Raw genomic sequence first — 23,496 nt, forward strand, 5'->3', positions numbered from 1 at the left:
CTGCTGGGATGACGATTTTTACTGCCGTCATCCCGGTCCCGAGCCGGGATCTCCTTAAAAGGTTGATTCTCCAGATACAGCCTGTTCGCAATAGTACTTTTTAACTCTACAACATCATGTTGGGAGATCCCGGATAGCTTTGCGAGCTTCCGGGACGACGTAGTCGGTTCGGGGATGACGCGGTTGTTTGAATTCCGTCATCCTTGCCAAAAATAAGGGTAAAAAACTTTCACTACACCCGTTTAGTACTATGCTTAATCTACACTAAAAATTGTTTTCTGAGTTTCAATGGTACTCTGGCCTTAACATAGATATATCAATGAGATTATTCAGGTTTTCCCTTTTGTTTCTACTGTTTCTATTTGCAAAAAGCGATGGAGCAATAGCGTCTGAAACAGCAATAGCAATTGTGGTTGCTAAAAGCAGTAAAATTGAAGCAATTAGCAAACGTGAGCTGGTTGATGTCTTCATGGGTCGATTTGATGTACTTGAAAGTGGTCACAAAGTGCAGCCGGTGGATTACGAAAACGGTTCCACGCTCCGTACAATGTTTTATAAAACCCTGGTTAATAAAAGTGAACGCCAGATCAATGCCTACTGGTCGCGTTTAATTTTTTCCGGGCGGGCCAAACCGCCGGTCCAGGTTGTATCCCCGGAAGAAAGTCTCAACTTTCTTCTGAGTAACCAATCAGCAATGTCCTACATCCCCGTTAACCGTGTTTCAGAGGAGATGAAAATTGTTCTTGTTCTGGAATAAACAGCGCAACTGTGCAGCGTTGGTACTGCTCAGCAGTTGCCTTATAACGCTCTGCGGCCCCTCTTATGCTCAGGTTACGCTCAGTGGGTTTGCTACCCTGGGCGTCACTGCAAGCAGCAGCGACGAATTAATTTTTCGCTCAGCCATTAACCGGTGGCCGGAAGAGGGTACTAATTTACTCACTGAATCGTTGATAGGGCTACAGGTTAATTATCAGGTTAACGACAAGGTCGACGTAGTAGTACAGAGTATTCTGGATAATAAAAATTATGATTCGCTGTCTGATTATATCGATCTGGCGTTTATCCGGTATCAAATCGACCGTAACTATTCTGTGCGTTTCGGGCGCCTGAATAATAACGCCTATATTCTTTCTGAGTATCTGGAATTAGGCTACAGCTATTTATGGGCAACGCCTCCAATGGAGTTTTATACCCCTTCTTCCTACCTGACTTATATTGATGGTATTGAGCTACAGTACCGCAATCTCATTGGTGACGGGATGCTACAGGCAACCCTGGCAATGGGTAACAGTAAAGCCGATTTGCTCAATGGCGATTCAGTGTCGGTACTCGAATACGATTATGTACTCAACAGCTCGGTGACGTACGAAACAGACCATTGGTTATTTAAAGGCACGTTTAGTCATTTTCATGGCCACAAAGCGCGCATAGAAGGCCTTGATCAGTTACAGGATTTAGCCGCCAGCTATCCTTCTCAGTGGTGGCCCTTTATTGGCGAACTTCTGCAGTCCCTGGATTTTAAAGATCAGAGCATTCAGTACGTTGCTCTGGGAGTTAATTATCACCGAGATAACTGGCTGGTTAAGTCGGAAGTGGCTTACTTTAACATCGACTGGGGGTTAACCGGCGATCTGGGCTATGGGTACATTAGTGTGGGTTACGAGTTTGAAGAAATTACTCCCTACATGACCTTTGCAATGCTCGACTCCCTCTACGACCGGCACATTATCGAACAACCAAGATATGATTTGATAGACGACCCGCAAACGCAGCAAACGCTGGCTTTTTTGCAAAGCAATTTCCAGACGCTCTACGATTCTGCCCGTATGGATCAGCACTCTGTTTCTTTGGGGATGCGGTGGGACTTTACGCCTCGCTGGGTGGCTAAAGGGCAGGTGACTTACTATAAAATAAACGGCCCGGGATCAGGTTTATGGGGCGGCAATAGTCTTCAAAGTATTGATGATCACCGCCATGTCAGTGTACTTAGTCTGAATGTAAGCACCATTTTCTAGTGTGGTTAGCATGAATAAGCGTCCGTTTACTCAAAAGCTAAATGTCAGGCTGGCAATTATTGTGGCAGTAATTGGTGTAATCCTGTCGCTCAGTGGTAGTTTGCTGGTGTTCCGCCTGGCGCTAGACAAACAGGAGTCAATTAGTTACCGGTTGGTCGACCAACTGGCTGCCAGTGCGGTAAAAACGGCTGCTATTGCTGCATATGTTGACGATGAAGAACTCGCTAACGAAATTATCAACGGCTTAGTGATTAGCGATATGGTTAGCGGGGCCAGGATCTACGCGGCTGGAGCGGTGTTAGCGACCAATTTAACCAACACAGAAGAACTGCCGCTGGTCACGCCCATTGAGCGGGAATTGTTTCATCCTTTCAATGAGGGAGAGTTAATTGGTGAACTGGATTTATTTCCCGATACCGCTTTTATTCGGGAGATGGCACTTCAGGAAGCTCAGGCCAGTGCGATCCAGATTATTCTGGTGTCATTTTTAATTACCATTATTATTGCCGGCACTCTGCAATATACCTTGTCTATGCCCTTGATAAAGCTCAAGCAGGCATTTGAAACCGTTGATCCAACGAGTCCGGAAAATCTTAAAAAGCTCGATATTGATTACAAACGTCAGGATGAACTGGGTTATCTAATCGAACAAATCAACGGCCTGATCCGGGCGGTTCGGGCCAACTTCCTGGCTGAAAGAAAGTTGCGGGTACATACTGAAAAGCTAGAGCAACAGTTGCGATTATTATTCGAGAAAGCGTCGATAGGCGTAGCGCTTATCTCTACACATAAGGGGATCCTTATCGAGAACCCTAAATTTAACCACATTGTGGGTACCAACTCTTCACTGTCTGATTTCATTGAGATGTTTGATGATCCGGAGTCTGTTTCGAGTGTTATTGCCTCGTTAAAAGCCTCTTTGCATAGCAAGCCTATAGGCCTGGACTTATCTTATCAGGTGGATGGCAGTCGCCGCTGGGTACATTGTCTGTTTGCTACCGTGTCTGACCAGCGGGTGGTGGCGAGGGAAGAAGATGATGTGTTATTCGAGGTGATTATTAACGACATTACCGACCGCAAAGAGCGTGAGGCTGAAGTCCGCTACCAGGCTCAGCACGATGCGTTAACGGGCCTGTATAACCGTCTTGGTGGCGAGAAACGATTAGAGTACCTGTTGCGCGAAACCACCGCAGATTATTCCTGTGTATTTCTGCTGGTCGACCTGGATAAGTTTAAACCCATAAACGATACCTACGGACACGATGCTGGTGACGTGGTGTTAGTTGAATGCAGTCATCGGATTAAAACCTTATTCAATGGTCCCTCCGATGTATGTTGTCGCTGGGGAGGCGATGAATTTGTAATTGGTTTTAAGCGTGAGGAGCTGCCTTATTCTTCGCTTAATACACTTTGTAATACGCTGTTGCACAGCCTTGAAGAACCCATCGAAGTAAGTCCGGATTTGCAGGTATCCATTTCAGCCAGCATTGGCGTAACACTGGTCGATGAAAGTGACAGCCGCGTTGAGCACTGGATAGCCAAGGCTGATAAAGCGATGTACGAGGTGAAAAGTCAGGGACGGGCTAATTACCTGATCAGTTAGTCAGGGCCGGCGCAGGGGCTTTGTTTGCCATTCAGGCTCATCTGTCGCTTCTGTTTTATCTGGTCTCACAACCTGCATTATGGGTGAGGAAGAGTGACTTGTGATGGAAAGGGCAGCGTAACAAAGTGCGTGGGTCTGCATTTATCCTGCTCAGCCGTTAATTGGTCTATTGTCATTAAGAAATCTACAATGCAATGAAAAAAAAGCGCTAGAATCGCGCAGCAAGGTCTGTCAGACCTGAATTTTTTTAAGCGGCAATCATGATCGGCCGGCGTAACCGGCTCGATGGATTAACCATAAAAAGGTGAACAAATGGCCTCGGTGTTAATTGTATTGCTCGGTATAGCTGGAATGCTACTGGGCTGGTTTATTTATTCAAAATTTATCGCGGAACGGATTTTCCAGCTTGATCCCAACTTCAAAACGCCTGCTCACGAGTTGCAGGATGGCGTAGACTTTGTGCCAACCAACAAAGTGGTATTGTGGGGGCACCATTTTACCTCAGTGGCTGGCGCTGCGCCCATTGTGGGCCCGGCTATTGCCGTGTACTGGGGCTGGGTGCCGGCAGTGTTATGGGTTGTTTTTGGTACCATGTTTTTTGCCGGTGTACATGACATGGGCGCCCTTTGGGCCAGTAGCCGCCATAAAGGCAAGTCCATGGGCGCGTTGGCGGAGGACGTTATCGGTAAGCGTACCCGCTCACTTTTCATGGTGGTTGTTTTCCTGGTACTGCTGATGGTCAACGCGGTATTCGGAGTCGTGATTGCAAAATCATTCGTATCGCAGCCCAATGCGGTTTTTCCAGCCTGGATGGCGATAGCCGTAGCCTTGGTGATTGGCCAGTTACTGAAACGAAACTTTAGCCTGATCCCTATGTGTCTGGTTGGCATTATTGTGCTTTACGCCTCCGTGTTTGCTGGCAGCTACATACCCATTGAATTACCGGACACTCTGTTTGGCTTATCGGCTAACGCCAATTGGATCATTATTCTGTTTGCCTATGCTGCCATTGCCTCGTTACTGCCGGTGTGGATGTTGCTCCAGCCCCGTGACTTTATAAACGGTATGCAACTGTTGGTTGGACTGTTTTTACTTTATGGCGCGGTATTTGTGTCGTTACCGGATATTACCGCCCCGGCGTTTAATACCCAGACTGCGGTTGATACGCCCAGTATCATTCCTCTGCTATTCGTAACCATTGCCTGCGGGGCGGTATCGGGCTTTCATGGTATCGTTTCATCGGGGACCAGTTCTAAGCAACTGGACAAAGAGACAGATGCTCGCTTTGTTGGTTACCTTGGTGCGGTAGGCGAAGGCTGTCTGGCGCTGGTGACTATTGTTGCGGTAAGTGGTGTCGCATTAGCGGCTTCACCTGAAGAGTGGCATGAAGTGTACAGTCACCTTGGCGATGGCTCAGTGGCCGCGTTTATTACCGGTGGTGCTAATCTTATCCAGCAGGGGTGGGGATTACCGGTAGACTTTTCATCGACCATACTGGCCACTATGGTGGTGCTGTTTGCCGGTACTACCATGGACTCCGGAGTGCGTTTACAGCGCTATATCATTCAGGAATGGGGCGAAATCTATCAGTTGCCGGTACTCAAGAATGGCGTTATTGCCACGTTGGTAGCGGTAGCCTGCTGTTTGTTACTGGCATTTGGTGCGGGGGGCTCCTCGGGCAGCGGTGGCATGATTATCTGGCCATTGTTCGGTTCAACCAATCAGATTCTGGCGAGTATGACCTTGCTGGTTATCTCAGTCATGTTAATCAAAATGAAGCGTCCGGCGGTTTATACTCTGGTGCCCATGACATTCGTTATTGTGATGGCGTTCCTGGCGGGGATTATTAAGCTAAAAGAGTATTATCTTGACGGTAACTATCTGCTGGTTCTTTTGGATGCGGTAGTACTGATCGTTAGTGTACTGGTGATGCTGGAATCGTGGTCGGTGATTCGAAAATTCAAACGGCAATCGGCCTGATGAAAAAAGCCGTCAGAGAATCTGACGGCTTTTAACTTTTTGTGCTAGCAACGTATACCTAATGGCGATACGTTCAGAGATATGCGTTAAAAACACCCGCAGTAATGATCATTAACGAAACAGAATATAACACCAGTGAAACTTGATCTGACAATTTAGCTTTAGCCATAATTCGAACCTCTTTTCCATCGAATGTAACTATAATGTAACAAGCCGGTTTGATTTTGTTAATTATTCTTTGGTATTAGATAGTTTGTTACCGTCTACTGTGCTTGTATCCATCGTATAAGGCCTCATAATACCCTTTGTACACTTGATTCAATGGACTGCTTTACATGATTTTATTGCTCGTTTACGTGATTATCGCACTGGGATTTTCATTCTTGTGTTCCATCGCTGAGGCGGTGATCCTGAGCGTTTCTTCAGCCTATATCTCTGTTCTTGAAAAAGAGCAGAAGCCCAGTGGTGCGGTGCTTCGCCATCTTACCGAAGACATTAACCGACCGTTATCAGCCATACTGACGTTAAATACCATTGCCCACACCATGGGGGCGGCAGGAGCCGGTGCCCAGGCAGCGATAGTGTTTGGTGATGCTTACCTGGGCCTTATTTCGGCTATTCTGACGTTGTTGATTCTGATCTTTTCGGAAATTATACCCAAAACACTGGGGGCGACTTTCTGGCGCTCTCTGGCACCGGTTACTGCTTATTTTCTGAAGTACCTGGTTGTGTTGTTATACCCCTTTGTGAAAATGTCAGAATGGTTAACCAAAGGTTTTAAAGAGGAAAGTCCGTTGCGCGGACTTAACCGTGCTGAACTGCATGCGATGGCAGAACTCAGTGGAGAAGAAGGACAACTAAACGAACATGAAGCCTCTTTCATGAAGAGTTTACTGACCCTCAACGAACTGGCTGTGAAGGATGCTATTACACACCGCACGCAGGTTTTTTCGGTGCCGGAAACCCTCACCATCACCGAGTTTTTTCATAAACACGGGAGTATTAAGTACTCTCGCATTCCTATTTACGAAGAGGATGACTCTGAGCAAATCACCGGCTTTGTTATGCGGTCCGATTTGTTGGTTGCCCAGGCAAAAGGTCATGGCGATAACCTGTTGTCGCAATACCGTATGAGCATGGTGACCGTGCTGAGTTCTATGCCGCTATCATCCACATTTGACCAGTTTATTAAAAATCACGTGCATATTGTGCTGGTTGTTGATGAGTACGGTGGTCTGGAAGGGATCCTGACGCTCGAAGATTTGCTCGAAAGATTACTGGGTGTGGATATCGAGGATGAAAAGGATACCAATGTCAGTATGCGTCGGCTGGCCTATGTGATGCATCGTCGAAAACAGCTGATGATGCTCAAAAATGTGCCCGACAGCAGCATGACGTCGGCAGCTCGTAAGTAATTATAAATGCAACAATTACAGCCTGATGATAAGGCTTTTATAAAAAGCTTTTTTGATGTCGGTTTTCTTTACAAAAACGATGTATCGGTTGGTGTTGGCGGTACCTAATATCATCAAACCATGAGGTTATTTATATTTCAATAAATTACCTCTAATAAAATAATTTTTAAATTCTACAAGGCGTTAACTCTCCTGCTTTGGTTTCTAATTGCAAACTTACCTGGTTAATCATGCAAAGCGAATTAAAGCTGGCCTGATTTATGTATAACTGGATTGCAACAATCCGTTGGCAGTATATTGACAAGGCAGGAAGTAGAAAATGAAGAAGTTATTTTTAATCTGGTGTTTCATTATGTCTGTTGGTGGCGCTCACGCGTCGTTAATGACAACGTCGACCGAAACTATCGATGTAGGTTCCCACAACAGTAATTTTTCAGGCAATGTCAGAGGATTCTGGTTTACAGCACCGGTTGATTTCTGGATTGTAGGTATTGACGTCCCAACTGACGCGTCGACTGCAAACTTTGCCACTTCCATTTTACGACTTCCATCTGTACCCCCTTCATGGTCATCGTCAACCGACGTGTATGATATTCTGTTTGAGGTACGTAACCAGGCCACAGCAATCAGTGATTTGGCCATTCAAGTAGAAATGGGCGACGTGATTGGCGTATTGGGGAACAGAGGTGATGTTAATTCTTATGGTACTTCTCCCTATACTTCGTCGATTTTAGGTAATTCTGTTGTGCTTACTCGTTTTGGAACACAAAACGTTATCGGCTCATCAGCCAGCGTTGCAGGGATGGGAGTCTGGACAGAAAGTGGCGGCAGCATCAGCCGTGTAAACCTAACGATATCCGCTACTGATCCATCAGTCGAGAGCGTTCCCGCTCCTGCTAGCTTGCCGGTCCTGATGTTAGGGCTCTGTGGACTTTTAGTTGCACGTCGCAAGACAAAGCAAGCGTAGAGCGACGTAATCAGGTACCGACCTGACGGTATTTGATATGATCAAAGAAGGAACAATCTGGTTGGTGATTAGTCGTTACTCAGCGGCAACTCACTAGCCAGAGTTATTTGACTCAGTGTTCTTACTGTAGTTTCTGTTCACGTGAACAACACCAACTATAACCAGCACATCAGAAAGTAACAAAATAATGAAGAGCGCAATGCCTCTTGTATTTTTACCTTTCACTTTAACTCTGCGTAACCATATACAAAATTAAACAAAAGTTGCTGAGCGCTTTAATTGCAGACTAGGGGTTGTCCAATCGCTGCTGCCACATGGCCAGATGCGCCTGATGCTTTTGCTGTAATTCGCCGGCTACCGATGGATCGGCCAGCAGGTCTTGCGGGATCAGAGCCAGCATGCGATCGCACGACAAAGCAGAAACCGCGGCAGCCCAAACCTGGGTCAGGTGTACATTGGTGGTCTGGTGATTATCTGCCAGTTTTCGGGTGGCGGTTATCTTTTCCTGCATTGCCTTATCGGCGCCCTGATACATCGCAACCGTCACTTCAAAATCACGTTTAAGCTGCTGAAAGTCATCGTGATTACGGTCAATATCCCGGCCGGTCTGCATTACCGTCATCACGGCTGACTGCGCGTGACTAAAGGTATCAAACAACTGTACATGTAAGTGACTAAACTGCGTTTCCAGTGCGATAATTCGCGGATCGGCTTCACTCATTCTTTCGCCCTTTTGATTAGTTCGGCGTGACCGGCAATGAAATAACCACACACACCCCGGTATTATCCGGTAAATCCTGAAGCTCAATTCTACCCTTATGAAAGGCTACAATCATATTGGCAATATACAAGCCTAAGCCTAAATGAGGCGGACCATCGGCGCTGTTACCTTCTGCTCTTACCGATACCATAGACTGGGTCAGTTGCTGATGCATTCCCTTGGGTAACAGTGGGCCGGTATTGGTAATACTGAGTTTAACCGTGCGTTGTTCCTGCCACATATGCAGGGCAATGGTACTCTCTGGCTGGCTGAATTCCACCGCATTGGCTATGATTTTATCCAGCATTTGCGCTATCAGATCCGGCGAACCGTTGAGCTGGGCCTTTTCGCAACTCAGTTTCAGTGCAAACTGCCGATGGGGGTAAGCATGCTGGTAACCTTCCACACAGCCACCAACGACTTTAATAATATCGAAGCGTTCAGTGTCTTCCTGACTGATCATTTGCTCCAGCCGGGTGGCCTCACTCATGCTGTTAAGAATACTGCTCAAACGGCTGATCCCCGAAAGTGCGCGGCTTAAAAATACCTGCTGCTGAGCCGGATCCTGTACTTCAGTCAGGGTATCTAACGAAGAACGTACCACTGCGATAGGCGTACGCAATTCATGGGAAAGACGGGAAGCCATATTTTCCAGATACGAGTTGTATTGCTGGAGCCGACTCAGTACAGCACTGAAAGAGCGTGATAAATCGCCAATTTCATCGCCATGACGAGACGGCGGTAAACTGCCAATAATTTTGCCATTGGAGTCGATTACCGCTTCAGTGTCATCACGTAGATTGCGTATCCGGCTGGAAATCCGGTGAGCGAACATCAGTAAGCCCAGGGTGCCTAATAGCATCACGGCCAGGATGACATGGAAAAGCTGTTCCAGAGCGCGGTTTCGCAGCGTGCGAATACCATGTGTGGTTTGCTCCACCACAACGGCGCCCATGACCGAGTCACCAATATAAATCGGGTAGGCGGCAGACAGGATCACCGCTTTGTTATCCGGCGTTAGTCGCCATAGTGAATCCGGCTGGCCATTGAGGGCGTGATTGATATCTTTACCTGCCAGTGCGTAGGCATCAGCCAGTTCGTCTACGAAATCGCCCGGCGGACGAGTGAGAATCTGATAATACAGCGGCAGTAACCACTGTTGTTCGATATAGTGCCACCAACCCTGACTATGATTTTCCTGACTGCCTGCGTTAAACCCAGGAGACGAATGAATAGAGCCCGAGCGGGCCAGCACCCGCTTATGTTTGTCGATGACCCAAACCCGGGAGTCGGCATAGCGCAGTCCCGAGAGAATTCGCTCTATTTCCGGAGAGGGGGTGACTACGGTGCCGAGGTCATCACTTTGGTTCGGATTAGCGGTGCCCACTGCATACTGTTTGTTACGAGTGAGCGGATCGTCGACATCCACGATGGCAAATGCCAGGGCACCGGAGGTCATGGTGATAGGAAAACGGAGCTCAACGTTATACCCGGTGCTGGTCATTTCCCAGCGTCCCTGAATTTCCAGCGCATTGTTAACGGCCCTGAAACGACGCGGATCTTCGTCGAGTTGGTAAGCATTTACCCAGCCGGAGTCGTAAGGTGAAATAATGTAGCGATGCAGGGTATCCTGAGCATCCAGCATACCAATCAGCAGGTGGTCTGAACGGTCGACGCTCAGACTATTCGGCGCGCGGAAGACTACCTTGTCATCAGTAACCGCAAACATGGCATAAAAATACTGATCATAGCGCCCCACCATGTGCTCCACTGAGAGTGTCACCGGCGCGTTTTGCTCCGTAAACCAGGTTACTACATTGTCGGCACTGTAAGACTGGATAAGCGGCGACACCGCCTGCCACTCCTGCAGGCGACCATCGAGTTGAATTGGCACATCAATAGGCGGTGCATACAGATCTGTTCCCGGCCGCACGTTTTGCAGATAAGCGGACTGGCTGTCAAACAGGGCCGGGCGTTCATGCAGGGCGGTGGCCACGGCTCTGGCGGTACCAATCATCGTTTGTTCCTGCCCGATACGCAGGTATTGCTCCAGTTCCCAGACATATTTATAACCCAGCCATGGGATGGCAAACAAAAACAGCGACAGTACCAATAACTGTAAACGAATAGAAAAGCGCAATTTCACCAACCTGGTTCCTTCTGCACCGGTCAGCTATTGCTGCCAGCGATACCCCATGCCATATACCGTATCGATGTGGTCAAAACTGTCGTCGAGCTGAACAAATTTTTTGCGCATCCGTTTAATGTGCGATGTGATAGTGGAATCATCCACCACCATGCGCGATTCATCCATTAGCTGCTGGCGGCTTTTTACATGACCCGGACGTTTAATCAGGGCATGTAACATCCAGAACTCCGTGACGGTCAGGGCTACCGGAATATCCTTCCAGCTAACCGTCATGCGGCTGACATCGACTTTAAGGTGACTAAGACGAATGGTGTCTGAATCCTGTTTGGGGGTGGCGAGTAAATCGGTGCGCCGAAACAGGGCGGCAATTCGGGCCAGCAGGTGCGCCATACTGATGTCTTTGGTCAGGTAGTCATCTGCCCCCATACGCAGGCCACTGATCGTATCCACGTCATTGTCGCGGGCGGTGAAAAAGATAATCGGTAACGACTGAGAAAGCTGACGTAATTGCTGGCATAACATAAAGCCGCCTTCCATTTCGTCATTCAGGCCAATATCAATAATGGCCAGGTCCGGCAGTGACTGACTGAACGCCAGACTGGCTGAGGGACGGTCGGCGTAGGCCTGAACGGTATAGCCCTGTCCGGTCAGTACGGCTGTATAGTTATCGCGGATGGCAATATCATCCTCAACGATGGCAATGGTTTTTGGCATACATCATTCATCCTGTCTTATACCGGCCCCTACTATAACTTAGTCAAACCGGTTAGGCGGAAGTTCGGCACAATTTCCCCGAGCTTGCCATTTTTCTGCCACTTTTGCGCGGGCTAAAGCGGATTTTAGCCACCTGACACACATTTAACCTGCCAACAGCGCCATAACTTGCCATAGTTTTCCTTTTTTGTTCAGCGCATTGCCACAACCTGACACCTGCTGCGCCATATCCTCCTGATGTAATTCATATCGTTCACAGCGAAACACACATTCATTACCCAGAGGATACTTATTATGCGTAAAACAATCATTTCAGCAGTACTAGCCATGTCATGCTTAACGTCAGCAACCCAAGCTATGGCCAGCGAAAAAGAAAACACTTATGAACATGCCGCCGGCATTGGTATGGGCTCCGGCGTGGTGATAGGTGCCATGGTGGCTGGCCCGGTAGGCGCTGCGGTGGCAGGCTTTGTGGGAGCGTTTTTAGGTAACGATATCAAGCAGGATAAAGCACTGCAGGCCAATCAGGCCAGGCTGACTGCTCAGGCGGAGTTATTATCTCAACGGGATCGCTCCTTGCTGGCCATGCGAAATCAGATACAGGCATTACAGCAGGCGAGTCTGACAACCCAGGTCAGTGATACCCGAACCCAGGATACGCCGGCTATTACCTTGCAAAGTGTGGTGCAGTTTCAGACCGGTGCCTATGACATTGCGCCGGATTATCAGCAACAGCTGGACCTGATTGCCAAAGCATTACGCGGTTATCCTTCACTCCAGGCTCGCCTGACCGGACATGCCGACCAAAGAGGGGATGCTAAATATAACCAGGCGCTGTCAATGCAACGCGCAATTAGTGTAAAACAATATCTGCTCAATAAAGGAGTGGATGAAAAACAGGTGTTGACCCTGGCTTTGGGAGAGGAACGGAGCCAACATAAAGAATATGAAGGTACCTTCTTCGACCGGAAAGTGGTAATTGAGTTAGGTGAGGAAGATCCAACCTTAACGGCACAACGTTAAGTGTTAGCCGGAGATAACCTTATTCTTACCTTTGAGTTTGGCATCGTACAGGTTGATATCAGCCTGTTCGATGACATCATTTAGCGTATAGCGATCCATATTCTGCACACTTACCGCACCGGCACTCAGCGTTACCCGATCGAAAGGTGAGTGCTTGTGCGCCATATTCAGGTTATAAATGTCGGTCAGAATTTGGTTGGCGATATCCCGGGTACCGGATAACCCTGTATTAGGTAGCAACAGGATAAACTCTTCGCCGCCGTACCTGACTACCGCATCACGGGCGCGCCGCGTATACCCTTTAAGAACGGTTGCGACGTTCTCCAGACACATATCCCCTTTCAAATGGCCGTAGGTGTCATTGTATTGTTTGAAATAATCCACGTCGAAGATAATAAGACCCAAGGGCTGATGATCGCGCATCAGTTGACGCGATAGCCGGGGATACTCTTCATTGAGATAGTTGCGATTATACAGGCCGGTCAGTGAGTCTTCGAAGCTGAGCTTGATCACTGCATCCAGCCGCAGTTTACTCAATAAATGGTTGCGCACACGGTGCACGATTGTCTGGGCGACTATCGGTTTAGTGACGAAGTCGTTGCCACCGGCCTGCCAACAGCTAACCTGGGCGTCTTCGCCCAATTCAGCAGTAATGAAGATTAACGGAATGTTGGCTGTATCCTGGCGTGCTTTAAGCTGACGACAAAGCTCAAGACCGTTGGTGCCCGGCATGTTTACATCAACCACCAGTAGGTCAGGTAACTGGTTTTCACAGAACTTAATGGCATCCGCCGCAGACAGGGCAGTAAAACAACGACAAACTTTGTTGAGGATGCTGGAAATCAGGGTAGCACTGATGTGATCATCATCTACAATCAACACCAGGCATGACTCGGTATTTTTAGTGGATTGAATGGGCATTAGAGAACGATCGAGTCACCGGTAGTTAGATGAGTTATTGCTAAATACAAAAATAGCACGTCGTCGGCAGTTAACAAACCTCAGACGTTGGCAAAAGGTATACTTTTGGTATGTCTAATCGCCTTATGGTATTTTTTTATATACGCAATTGGTTTTTTGGAATGGTTTGTCCGGCAAACTAGGCCCTTTAAATTTGTAAATTTGTTACTATATCGTGTGGGACAAAAAATCTTTCTGAACCCGTTGTGCGCAAGTCTCCCACCCGTTAAACGAAACTTCAATAATAAACGGAAGGGCTGGATGGTTAAGCCAATAAGGTGTGTAGTCATACCCTTAAGCTAATTCCTGCTACAGGGCGGCACAACAACAATCACGGAAATAAGCATGCAAGCGTTAACAATCTCGGGGTTAACAAAAACCTACCGTGGCTCAGTTCATGCCTTAAAAGGCGTTGAACTGACAGTACAAGAGGGCGACTTCTTTGCCCTGCTCGGCCCTAATGGGGCGGGTAAATCAACAACCATTGGCATCATCAGCTCTTTGGTTAATCAAACGTCAGGTGACGTAAAAGTGTTCGGTTACGATCTGGACAAACAAAAGGAACTGGCTAAGTCGTGCATTGGTCTGGTGCCCCAGGAATTTAATTTTAACCAGTTTGAAACTGTCTTACAGATCGTGCTTAATCAGGCCGGTTACTATGGCGTACCTCGTAACGTTGCTCACGAGCGGGCCGAAAAATATTTATCGCAACTCGATTTGTGGGAAAAGCGCAATGCTCGCGCCCGAGAGCTGTCAGGGGGAATGAAACGTCGCCTGATGATTGCCAGAGCCTTAATGCATGAGCCCAAAATGCTGATTCTCGATGAGCCTACCGCCGGTGTAGATATCGAAATCAGGCGTTCCATGTGGCAATTCCTGCAGGAAATCAATGCGCAGGGAATTACCATCATTCTGACCACGCATTACCTTGAAGAAGCCGAAATGCTGTGTCGCAATATCGCTATTATCGATAAAGGCCTGATTGTGGAAAACACGTCCATGAAGGCTTTATTGTCGAAGCTTAATATTGAAACTTTTGTCCTTGATTTAGAGGGCGAAACGGCCGAAATAAACCTGAATGGCTTCGAATATCGCTTGCTCGACAGCAGCACTCTGGAAGTCGACGTGGCGAAATCAGATGGCCTGAATCCGGTGTTTAGTCAGCTGACCGAACAGGGGGTTCAGGTAATGAGTATGCGCAATAAGGCCAATCGTCTGGAAGAATTATTTGTCAGTCTGGTTGAAGCCGGACGTAAGGAGTCGGTGTAATGTCTGCCGGAAACAACTGGATAGCTTTAACGACCATCTGGATCAAAGAGTGCACGCGTTTTCTGCGGATCTGGATCCAAACGTTGGTACCGCCTGCTATTACCATGAGCTTATATTTTGTTATTTTTGGTAACCTCATAGGTGAACGAATCGGCCAGATGGGCGGTTTCACCTACATGGAGTTCATTGTGCCTGGTCTGATCATGATGTCGGTGATCACAAACTCTTATGCCAATGTCTCATCGTCATTCTTTAGCGCAAAGTTTCAGCGTAACTTAGAAGAAATGCTGGTAGCACCCGTGCCTACCTCCGTGATTATTCTGGGTTATGTGGGGGGCGGTGTGGCCAGAGCAATGTTAATCGGACTCATCGTAACGGTGGTGTCTATGCTGTTTGTGGATGTTCATATTCATAACCTCGCTATCATTGTGCTGACCTTATTACTTACCGCCACCTTGTTTGCCACGGCCGGCTTGGTTAACGGTATTTTTGCCAAGACCTTCGATGATATCAGCCTTATTCCAACCTTCGTGCTGACGCCACTAACGTACCTGGGCGGGGTGTTCTACTCGCTGACACTCCTACCGGAGTTCTGGCAGTGGGTCAGTAAGGCAAACCCAATCGTTTACATGGTTAATGGTTTCCGCTACGGCTTTTTAGGCGTCTCAGATGTGAATATTGGTCTCGCAATGGGACTGCTGGTGTTATTTAATCTGGCATTATTTACCGTTGCTTACACGTTACTGAAACGTGGTACCGGAATTCGTTCCTGATCATGCGGGGCAATTCCAGAACCGTAGAAAGTCAGCAAAGTGGTGTGCACGAAAAGCTGGAGGCGATTGTTGAGAAGTACCAGCGTACTGAAAATCGTCGCCCCATCCATGGCCATACCCAGCAGGCTTTCGATGAGGTCGAAGACTGGCTGAGTGACTGGCAGGGAGAAGTCATCCTCGACTCCTGCTGTGGCGTTGGTAAAAGTACAGCAGGCCTCGCTCAACGCTATCCTGAGGCGCGGGTTATCGGTATTGATAAATCGGCACTGCGAGTTAACAAACATCAGCATTATGAGACCCGGCAGAATAATTACCTGGTGGTGCGGGCGGATGTGGTCGATTTTTGGCGTCTCATGCGAGTTGCCAGCAATCAGAGCGCCTGGCATATCGTCGCTCACTACCTGCTGTATCCCAATCCTTATCCGAAACCTTCGCAGGTTCAAAAACGCTGGCACGCCAGTCAGGCTATGCCCGACCTGATGGCGCTTTCGCCGCGCCTTGAAGTGCGCAGCAATTGGTTGATTTATCTCGAGGAGTTCGCTGTATCAGCAGCCAAATACGCCATGCAGTGCGATATCTCTGAGGTCAATCCGGAGCAACCTGCCTTCACACCATTCGAAGAAAAATATCAGGACAGCGGACAACAATGCTGGCGACTCGTTGGGGTGGGTGAGAGCTAAGTAGCATCGATTAAGCGGTTAAAATCTGTATTTGTGTCACTAATATGACAGATTTTCATGGGTTTTTGTTAGAAAATCCTTATAATCGCATTCTCTTTGGGGGCTGCCCAGAACGATCTTTCTACCGGTTGTTTAGCGTAACAACCATAGGCTGGCCTTGGCGTAGCGGGGAATCTGCGTTACAGTCTGAGGCTATGAAAGGTCATTGCTAAGTATCCGGCATGAGTTTCAGGTTGTGCCGGATGGCGATGTTGCGTGAACGTTAAACAGTAAGTGTAACAAGGCATCAGCGCAGTTATCATTTTCAATTCGAGAGGTGTACAGTGTGGGTGAAGCACAAGTAAGCTTGAAGCACCTGTTTCGGGTTTTTACCAAGCCAGAGCACAAAGACTCTAAGCTGGCACAAATTGAAGAACACCTTTCAGACAATATTCTGGATTTCTTGTCGCAACACGTGGTGACTAAGAAAACCTCGCTGGAAGAGGTCGAGCAGGACTTTGCCGATGCAATGATGCCTGAGTCGCCGGAGTTCGTTTCAACGCATGCTGAAAACCTGCTGGAAAAGCTGGTTGCCCATTCAGTGAATACCTATTCCCCCACCTTTATTGGCCACATGACATCGGCCTTGCCGTACTTTCATCTGTCGTTAGCTAAGCTGCTGGTGGGTCTGAACCAGAATCTGGTAAAAATCGAAACGTCCAAAGCCTTCACGCCACTGGAGCGTCAGGTGCTGGGGATGATGCATAACCTGGTGTATGAGCAGAACGAAACCTTTTACGAGCAATATCTGCACAGTGCCCGTCATGCGCTGGGAGCGTTTTGCTCTGGTGGCACCGTTGCTAATATTACCGCCCTTTGGGTAGCCCGCAACAAGATCCTTGGGCCGCAGGGGCGTTTCCCGGGGGTAGCCCGGGCAGGTCTGGCGAGTGCTTATCGTCATTATGATATTGATAACCTTGGCGTGCTGTGTTCACGACGGGGTCACTACAGCTTATCGAAAGCCGTGGATGTACTGGGTATCGGACGTGAAAATCTTATCACCCTGCCTTGTCCGGAGCAGGTTTTAGATCCTGCTCAGGCGTTAAAACAGGGCCGTGAGTATCAGGCGCAAGGTAATAAATTACTGGCCATTGTCGGCATTGGCGGAACCACCGAAACCGGTCATGTCGATCCGCTGGACGAACTGGCAGATGTGGCAAAAGAGCTGGGTTGCTGGTTCCATGTGGATGCAGCCTGGGGTGGTGCAACACTGTTCTCAAAGCACTATCGCGGCATTTTAAAAGGCATTGAGAGGGCTGATTCAGTAACCATCGATGCGCATAAACAAATGTATGTCCCGATGGGGGCTGGCATGGCGCTGTTTAAGAACCCGGAAGATGCTAACGCCGTTCGACATCATGCACAATATATCCTGCGTGAAGGCTCAAAAGATCTCGGCGCTACCACTCTGGAAGGTTCGCGTAATGGCATGGCCATGATGGTTTATTCGTCATTGCATATTCTGGGGCGCCGTGGCTATGAGCTGTTGATTAATCAGAGTATCGAAAAAGCCAAAAAATTTGCGGCAATGATTGATGCTCATCCTGATTTTGAATTGGTTACCTCGCCAACATTGTCGATAATGACATACCGGGTGTGCCCGGCGGCCATTCAGGCACAACTGAAAATGCTGCCTCAGGTTCAGGCTCAGCGACTGAACAGTAAAGTGGACCGCCTGGTGGTAAACGTGCAAAAACTACAACGTGAAGCGGGTAAATCATTCGTTTCGCGGACCAGACTGGAATGCCCGGTATATGGCGCTTATCCAATCACGGTCTTTCGTGTTGTACTGGCCAATCCCATGACCAAAACCCGCGATCTTAAAGCCATTCTTGAAGAGCAGCACGCGATTGCAACCCGCAACCGCGTGTGGCAGGAATTACAAGCGGTTAACACCGCCGAGACACTGGATCAAGCCTGATCCAGTGTTAACTGCATATTGTCGATTAAACGCGTGGTTCCCATAAACGCTGCAATCAGGATCACCAGATTAGTATCGTCAGGCGTTGCGGGTTGCAGGGTCGTTGCGTTACGAATAGTCACATAATCCGGAGTCAGACCGGCGGTCATCAGCATTTGTGATGCCTTACGTTCGATATCGTCATAACTTTCCTGGCGGGCGGTAATCGCCTCGTGCATTTGCTTCATGGCGGCGTATATTCGCGTGGCAGTGGCCCGTTGCTCAGCGCTAAGGTAGCCATTGCGAGAACTCATCGCCAGACCATCCTCCTGACGCCTTGTGGGCACGCCAACAATGCTAATGGGTAGTGACAGGTCTTCCACCATGGTGCGGATCACCTGGAGTTGTTGGAAGTCTTTTTCGCCAAAACAGGCAACCTCAGGCTGCACCATATTGAACAGTTTGCAAACAATGGTTGCCACACCGCGGAAGTGACCGGGGCGGCTGGCACCGCACAGCAGATCAGAGATGGCCGGTACTTCTACAATCGTTTGTTCAGTTAAGCCGCGTGGGTACACATCCTCAACCGCAGGAAAAAACAACGCATCCACGCCATGGGCTTCAAGTTTGCTGCGATCGGCATCGAGCGTTCGTGGGTAGGCATCTAAATCTTCGTTGGCACCAAACTGCATGGGATTAACGAAAATGGATACCACCACTTTATCGGCCAGGCTTTTGGCTTGTTTAACCAAATCCAGATGACCATCGTGCAGGTTACCCATGGTAGGGACAAATGCCACGGTCTGACCGTTGCTGCGCCACGATTGGCGAAGTTCACGCAAAGCGCTTAGAGATTCAATAAATTGCATTATTTTTCAAAACTATGTTCGGGGCCCGGGAAAAGGCCATTTTTCACTTGTTCAATATACAGGGCGACAGCCTTGCGCAGATCACCGGTCTCGGTAAGATAGTTTTTAGAAAACTTAGGCATATAATTGGCGCTAACGCCAAACATGTCGTGCATCACCAGGATTTGGCCGTCGGTGTCTACGCCTGCCCCAATGCCGATAACCGGAATGCTCAGCTGTTCACTGACCGCTTTACCCAGTGGTATGGGCACACACTCTAACACCAGCATTTGCGCCCCAGCGGCTTCTAACGCCAGCGCGTCATCGATGAGCTGTTGGGCTTTGTCTTCTTCTCGGCCTTGTACTTTAAAGCCACCAAAGACATTCACCGATTGCGGAGTCAGGCCGAGGTGACCACATACCGGCACACCGCGTTGCTTAAGACCGGTAATGGTCTCGCATAACCAGGCGCCGCCTTCCAGTTTTACCATGCTGGCACCGGCGGCCATTAAGGCTGCGGCGTTTTCATAAGCCAGGGCGGGTGTGGCATAAGACATAAACGGCATATCGGCAATAACAAAAGCGGCGTTCACACCAGCAGCGACCGAGCGGGTATGGTAAGCAACATCGGCAGTGGTAACCGGCAGGGTACTGTCCTGGCCCTGTAACACCATGCCCAGCGAATCACCGATTAACAGTACATCAATACCCTGCTCATCAAATAGTTTGGCAAAGCTGGCGTCATAGGCTGTCAGGGCCGTGATTTTTTCACCCTGTTGTTTTTGTTTTATGAGTGTCGAAATGGTGACTTTTTTCATGGGCATTCTCCCAATGCAATAAAGGCGCTTGGCCGTTAAAGAGTGGATGACTCGTTGATTGAGGCAAGGCGCTTGAGACCGTCCAGCGAGCAGCGTGATACCCACACTGAAAGCGGCAGTCCGTCCGGCATAATCATGTCCGGGGCAATTTCAAATAACGGTACCAATACAAATTCGCGTTCGGCCATGCCTATGTGAGGGATAACCAGATCATCGGTTTTGATGGTGTCGTTGCCATACAGCAGAATATCCAGATCGAGGGTGCGTGGGCCCCAGCGTTCCCCCTCTCGTACCCGTCCGTGATGATGTTCAATTCTCTGCAGACTCGCTAATAATTCATGGGGGGATAACTGGGTGGCGATCCGGGCAACCGCATTTATATACACCGGCTGATCCTGCGGGCCCATCGGCTTACTCTGGTAAAAAGAGGAAGCCTTCTGAACCTGAGTGTCCGGCAATTCACGCAGCGCGCAGATAGCTGAGATTAACTGACTCAGCGATTCACCCAGGTTACTGCCCAGACCAATATAAACGGTATGTTTACTGGACATGGTTATCGGATTTAGGTTTACGTGGACGACGGCGTTTGCGCTGCGCTCCGCCTTCTTCCTGGCGCAGCGTGTTCAGCATTTTCTTTTGCTGGTTTGGGGCTGCGTCCTGAAACTGTGTCCACCAGTCAGCCAGCTCCAGCAGTTCCCCACCTTCAGTCTGCCCACGAGCAAGCAAAAAGTCATAGGCCGCGCGGAATTTGGGGTGTGACAACAGCTGGAATGCCCGTCGGCCAAAACGTCGCGGCAGTCGTTGCTGCAGATGCCAGATATCCCGTACCACGGTACTGAATCGTTTGGGGATCATGATCCGTTGGGACTGACGATGTAATACATCTCCCATGGCAATATTGAACGCATCGTGGGCGTTCAGGCCCGCCTCAGACTGTAGTTTGGTGGCGTGCTCCTCAACCGGGTACCATAAGAGTGTGGCAATCAAAAATGCCGGGGTAACCCGCTGACCGGTGTTGATCCGTTCGTCGGTATTCACCAGTACCCGCTCAATCAGCGCTATCTCTTTACTGTCAGCGGCTGAAAATACCTTACCGAGCATAGGAAACAGCGGCTCCAGCAGGTTATATTCACGCAGCATGCGGAAAGTCTTAAGACCCTGACCGGATAAAAACAGTTTGAGCATTTCTTCAAATAAGCGCGCCGGAGGAATGTTTGACAACAGATGCGCCAAATCATAAATGGGTTTAGCAGTACGCAGGTTGATGGTCATATCCAGCTTGGCTGCAAAGCGCACAGCACGCAGCATTCTGACCGGATCTTCGCGATACCGTACTTCCGGATCGCCGATTAAGTCGACTTCGCGACGCTTAATCGCACTGATACCATTAGCAAAATCGGTTACTGAGAACGTAGCCACATCGTAGTACATGGCATTGAAAGTAAAGTCACGACGCTCGGCATCTTCTTCGATAGTGCCAAACACGTTGTCCCGCACCAGTTGCCCTTGCTCATCCTGCTTGGCCATCGACTGGTCTTCATTATGATGACCCCGAAACGTGGCGACTTCGATGATTTCGCGGCCAAATACAATGTGCGCAAGGCGGAAACGGCGACCGATAAGGCGACAGTTGCGGAACAGGCCTTTGATTTGCTCCGGCGTGGCATTGGTGACGACATCGAAATCTTTTGGCTTATGGCCCAGCATAAGATCGCGCACACAGCCACCCACCAGGTAGGAAGAGAATCCTGCATTGTTGAGGCGATACATGACCTTCAGGGCATTATCGCTGATGTCTTCCCGGGATATTGCATGCTCAGCGCGAGGGATAACCACCCCTTCTATCAGCGGTGTTTGCTCACTGTCGCGACTCAATGCGCGTTTCATCTTGTCCAGAACGCGGGTAATGATGGTAACTACTCCTTAACTCTCAGGGGCATCATGATAAGTAGATTCTGCCCCGTCGACAATAATTTCATGTCTTTTCGGTATTTTATTATACTGCCAGGCTGCTATCGCTGCATTAAGTAATGCTGATATCGAGTTATGGTGGTTGGCAATGTCGCTAAACCCGAGAAACTTTAATGCCTGCTGCAAATTTTGCAGGGCGCGTTGATTATCCAGTGACCGGGCATGATTTTGTTTGCTTAGTTTACGCCCTGACGAGGTGGCTGCAACCGGAATATGTGTATAAGAAGGCGGTGTTTTGCCAAGCTGTCGATACAACGTCAGATGCGCAGCGGTAGTGGTGAGTAAATCACTGCCGCGAACAATGTGGTTAACGCCCTGGGCTATATCGTCTACCACAACCACCAGGTTATAACTATGCAGGCCATCACGACGGCGCAATACCGTATCTTCGAGGGCATGTGGATCGCTGATGGTGATCGGGCCAAGCAACTGATCGGTAAACCGGGTAACAGGCTGATCGCATTTGAGTCGCAACGCATTGCCCATGGGCGGCAGGTCTCGCTCGCGACATGTGCCCTGATAAACCCCGCCGGTTGCTTTTATTTGTTTGCGGGTGCATTCACAGGCATACAGGGCCTTTTGTGCTATGAGTTGCTGTAACACGTTTTCGTAGTCATTTAACTGTTCGGATTGATAGCGTACTTCGCCATCCCACCTTAATTCATGAGCAACCAGACATTCCAGTATGCGCTCATCGGCCCCCTCCACACACCGCGGACGGTCTATGTCTTCCATGCGAACCAGCCATTGACCGTGGTTGGCTCTGGCATCAAGAAAACTGGCTAAGGCAGCGATTAACGAGCCAAAATGTAGCGGCCCGGTGGGAGAGGGAGCAAAACGCCCGGTGTAAGTCTGTTCTGAACAATGAGTCACGTTGTTAAACACCGTGATAATGGAAGACGCGGGGAAAACAACCGCTTAAATCGGACAATATTAAAAAACAAACAATAACGTACCGGCCAGCCATCGAACCACTGGCCGGCAATTATCATTATCCCTGAAGCTGTTTTTCTTTAATCTCAGCCATGGTTTTACAGTCGATACACAGATCGGCTGTTGGACGTGCTTCGAGGCGACGAATACCAATTTCAATTCCGCATTGGTCACAGAATCCAAAGTCGTCTTCTTCGATACGTTTCAGGGTTTTCTCGATTTTCTTGATCAGTTTACGCTCACGGTCACGAGTACGCAGTTCCAGACTGAACTCTTCTTCTTGCGCCGCGCGGTCTACCGGATCAGGGAAATTCGCTGCTTCATCCTTCATATGAGTAACCGTGCGGTCAACTTCTTCACGCAACTGGTTACGCCAGGCTTTCAGTATTTGACGAAAATGCTCCATCTGAGCATCGTTCATATACTCTTCGTCATCTTTTGGCTGATACGGGGTGAGCCCGGCAAGTGCCAAAAGACCAAGGGATTTGGTTTCTTTCTCAGCTGGCATGTGTCACTTCTCCTACACTACGACACCCTAAATGTCCTGAAATAAAACAAATATCTATAACAGAATAGTATTGTACAGGCAACGTAAAGTGTCTATGTCTGACGAGGTAAACATGATGCTGGTTTGTTTACCCCATGGTTGCACCCGAGGGTACCTGCTTGTTTAAGCAAG

At 48.8% G+C, this 23,496-nt stretch carries 21 protein-coding genes; 11 read left to right on the forward strand and 10 right to left on the reverse strand.

Features of this window, described 5'->3' with window-relative positions; genetic code table 11:
• Nucleotides 1-343: 343 nt before the first annotated feature.
• From AC27IB_RS05705 to AC27IB_RS05730, 6 genes are all read left to right on the forward strand, one after another.
• Nucleotides 344-757 (forward strand): hypothetical protein, encoded by a 414-nt coding sequence (locus tag AC27IB_RS05705; RefSeq protein WP_487119537.1) that lies wholly within the window; start codon nt 344-346, stop codon nt 755-757.
• On the forward strand, nt 744-2,015 hold the full coding sequence (locus AC27IB_RS05710) for a hypothetical protein (RefSeq protein ID WP_487119539.1): 1,272 nt from the start codon (nt 744-746) through the stop codon (nt 2,013-2,015). The genes AC27IB_RS05705 and AC27IB_RS05710 overlap by 14 nt, the downstream gene beginning before the upstream one ends.
• A 10-nt stretch (nt 2,016-2,025) precedes the next feature.
• Nucleotides 2,026-3,618 (forward strand): putative bifunctional diguanylate cyclase/phosphodiesterase, encoded by a 1,593-nt coding sequence (locus AC27IB_RS05715; RefSeq protein ID WP_487119541.1) that lies wholly within the window; start codon nt 2,026-2,028, stop codon nt 3,616-3,618.
• A 312-nt stretch (nt 3,619-3,930) separates the two neighbouring features.
• A complete protein-coding gene (locus AC27IB_RS05720) occupies nt 3,931-5,598 on the forward strand; it encodes a carbon starvation CstA family protein (RefSeq protein ID WP_296049628.1) in 1,668 nt (555 codons plus the stop codon).
• Between the two features lie 335 nt (nt 5,599-5,933).
• On the forward strand, nt 5,934-7,013 hold the full coding sequence (locus tag AC27IB_RS05725; protein WP_296049631.1) for a CNNM domain-containing protein: 1,080 nt from the start codon (nt 5,934-5,936) through the stop codon (nt 7,011-7,013).
• A gap of 319 nt (nt 7,014-7,332) precedes the next feature.
• The gene (locus tag AC27IB_RS05730; protein ID WP_296049633.1) at nt 7,333-7,980 is read left to right on the forward strand and encodes a PEP-CTERM sorting domain-containing protein; all 648 of its coding nucleotides are present in this window, start codon (nt 7,333-7,335) and stop codon (nt 7,978-7,980) included.
• A gap of 286 nt (nt 7,981-8,266) precedes the next feature.
• Here AC27IB_RS05730 and AC27IB_RS05735 read toward each other — a convergent pair whose 3' ends face one another.
• Genes AC27IB_RS05735 through pdsR form a run of 3 tightly spaced genes read right to left on the reverse strand, consistent with a single transcriptional unit; the run spans nt 8,267 to nt 11,603 of the window.
• Entirely contained in the window at nt 8,267-8,701 is a 435-nt protein-coding gene (locus tag AC27IB_RS05735; protein ID WP_296049636.1) for a hypothetical protein, read from the reverse strand.
• A gap of 16 nt (nt 8,702-8,717) precedes the next feature.
• Complete coding sequence (pdsS, locus tag AC27IB_RS05740; protein WP_487119545.1) at nt 8,718-10,886, reverse strand: proteobacterial dedicated sortase system histidine kinase; 2,169 nt, start codon at nt 10,884-10,886, stop codon at nt 8,718-8,720.
• A 27-nt stretch (nt 10,887-10,913) separates the two neighbouring features.
• Nucleotides 10,914-11,603, reverse strand: a complete 690-nt coding sequence (gene pdsR, locus AC27IB_RS05745) for a proteobacterial dedicated sortase system response regulator (RefSeq protein WP_296049642.1) — start codon at nt 11,601-11,603, stop codon at nt 10,914-10,916.
• Nucleotides 11,604-11,897: 294 nt separating this feature from the next.
• Between pdsR and pdsO the strand changes: the two genes are divergently transcribed.
• Nucleotides 11,898-12,626, forward strand: coding sequence for a sortase-associated OmpA-like protein PdsO (pdsO, locus tag AC27IB_RS05750; RefSeq protein WP_487119547.1), 729 nt, complete (start codon nt 11,898-11,900; stop codon nt 12,624-12,626).
• A 3-nt stretch (nt 12,627-12,629) separates the two neighbouring features.
• Here the strand turns inward: pdsO and AC27IB_RS05755 are convergent, their stop codons facing one another.
• Nucleotides 12,630-13,547, reverse strand: a complete 918-nt coding sequence (locus AC27IB_RS05755; protein ID WP_487119549.1) for a GGDEF domain-containing response regulator — start codon at nt 13,545-13,547, stop codon at nt 12,630-12,632.
• Nucleotides 13,548-13,931: 384 nt separating this feature from the next.
• On the opposite strand from AC27IB_RS05755, the gene AC27IB_RS05760 reads away from it, so the two are divergent.
• The 4 genes from AC27IB_RS05760 (at nt 13,932) to panP (ending at nt 18,268) form a co-directional block, all read left to right on the forward strand.
• On the forward strand, nt 13,932-14,855 hold the full coding sequence (locus AC27IB_RS05760) for an ABC transporter ATP-binding protein (RefSeq protein ID WP_487119551.1): 924 nt from the start codon (nt 13,932-13,934) through the stop codon (nt 14,853-14,855).
• Nucleotides 14,855-15,628, forward strand: a complete 774-nt coding sequence (locus tag AC27IB_RS05765; protein ID WP_296049654.1) for an ABC transporter permease — start codon at nt 14,855-14,857, stop codon at nt 15,626-15,628. Before AC27IB_RS05760 ends, AC27IB_RS05765 begins: the two co-directional genes overlap by 1 nt.
• The gene (trmB, locus tag AC27IB_RS05770) at nt 15,628-16,308 is read left to right on the forward strand and encodes a tRNA (guanine(46)-N(7))-methyltransferase TrmB (RefSeq protein WP_487119736.1); all 681 of its coding nucleotides are present in this window, start codon (nt 15,628-15,630) and stop codon (nt 16,306-16,308) included. Before AC27IB_RS05765 ends, trmB begins: the two co-directional genes overlap by 1 nt.
• A 325-nt stretch (nt 16,309-16,633) precedes the next feature.
• The gene (gene panP / locus AC27IB_RS05775; RefSeq protein WP_296049658.1) at nt 16,634-18,268 is read left to right on the forward strand and encodes a pyridoxal-dependent aspartate 1-decarboxylase PanP; all 1,635 of its coding nucleotides are present in this window, start codon (nt 16,634-16,636) and stop codon (nt 18,266-18,268) included.
• Here panP and panC read toward each other — a convergent pair.
• The 6 genes from panC to dksA all read right to left on the reverse strand — a co-directional run bounded on the left by panC (nt 18,259) and on the right by dksA (nt 23,325).
• Nucleotides 18,259-19,107 carry a pantoate--beta-alanine ligase gene (gene panC, locus AC27IB_RS05780; RefSeq protein WP_487119738.1) on the reverse strand — a complete coding sequence of 283 codons (849 nt, stop codon included), beginning with the start codon at nt 19,105-19,107 and terminating at the stop codon, nt 18,259-18,261. The two genes, panP and panC, sit on opposite strands and share 10 nt — an antisense overlap.
• An 8-nt stretch (nt 19,108-19,115) precedes the next feature.
• On the reverse strand, nt 19,116-19,913 hold the full coding sequence (gene panB / locus AC27IB_RS05785; RefSeq protein ID WP_487119554.1) for a 3-methyl-2-oxobutanoate hydroxymethyltransferase: 798 nt from the start codon (nt 19,911-19,913) through the stop codon (nt 19,116-19,118).
• Between the two features lie 35 nt (nt 19,914-19,948).
• The gene (folK, locus tag AC27IB_RS05790; RefSeq protein WP_296049669.1) at nt 19,949-20,464 is read right to left on the reverse strand and encodes a 2-amino-4-hydroxy-6-hydroxymethyldihydropteridine diphosphokinase; all 516 of its coding nucleotides are present in this window, start codon (nt 20,462-20,464) and stop codon (nt 19,949-19,951) included.
• Nucleotides 20,454-21,743, reverse strand: coding sequence for a polynucleotide adenylyltransferase PcnB (pcnB, locus tag AC27IB_RS05795; RefSeq protein WP_487119740.1), 1,290 nt, complete (start codon nt 21,741-21,743; stop codon nt 20,454-20,456). Before pcnB ends, folK begins: the two co-directional genes overlap by 11 nt.
• 93 nt (nt 21,744-21,836) lie before the next feature.
• A complete protein-coding gene (gene gluQRS / locus AC27IB_RS05800; protein WP_487119556.1) occupies nt 21,837-22,757 on the reverse strand; it encodes a tRNA glutamyl-Q(34) synthetase GluQRS in 921 nt (306 codons plus the stop codon).
• Nucleotides 22,758-22,875: 118 nt separating this feature from the next.
• Nucleotides 22,876-23,325: an RNA polymerase-binding protein DksA gene (gene dksA / locus AC27IB_RS05805; protein WP_070174721.1), complete on the reverse strand. Its 450-nt coding sequence runs from the start codon at nt 23,323-23,325 to the stop codon at nt 22,876-22,878.
• Nucleotides 23,326-23,496: the final 171 nt, after the last annotated feature.

This window comes from Alteromonas sp. 4NH20-0104 (assembly GCF_057547795.1).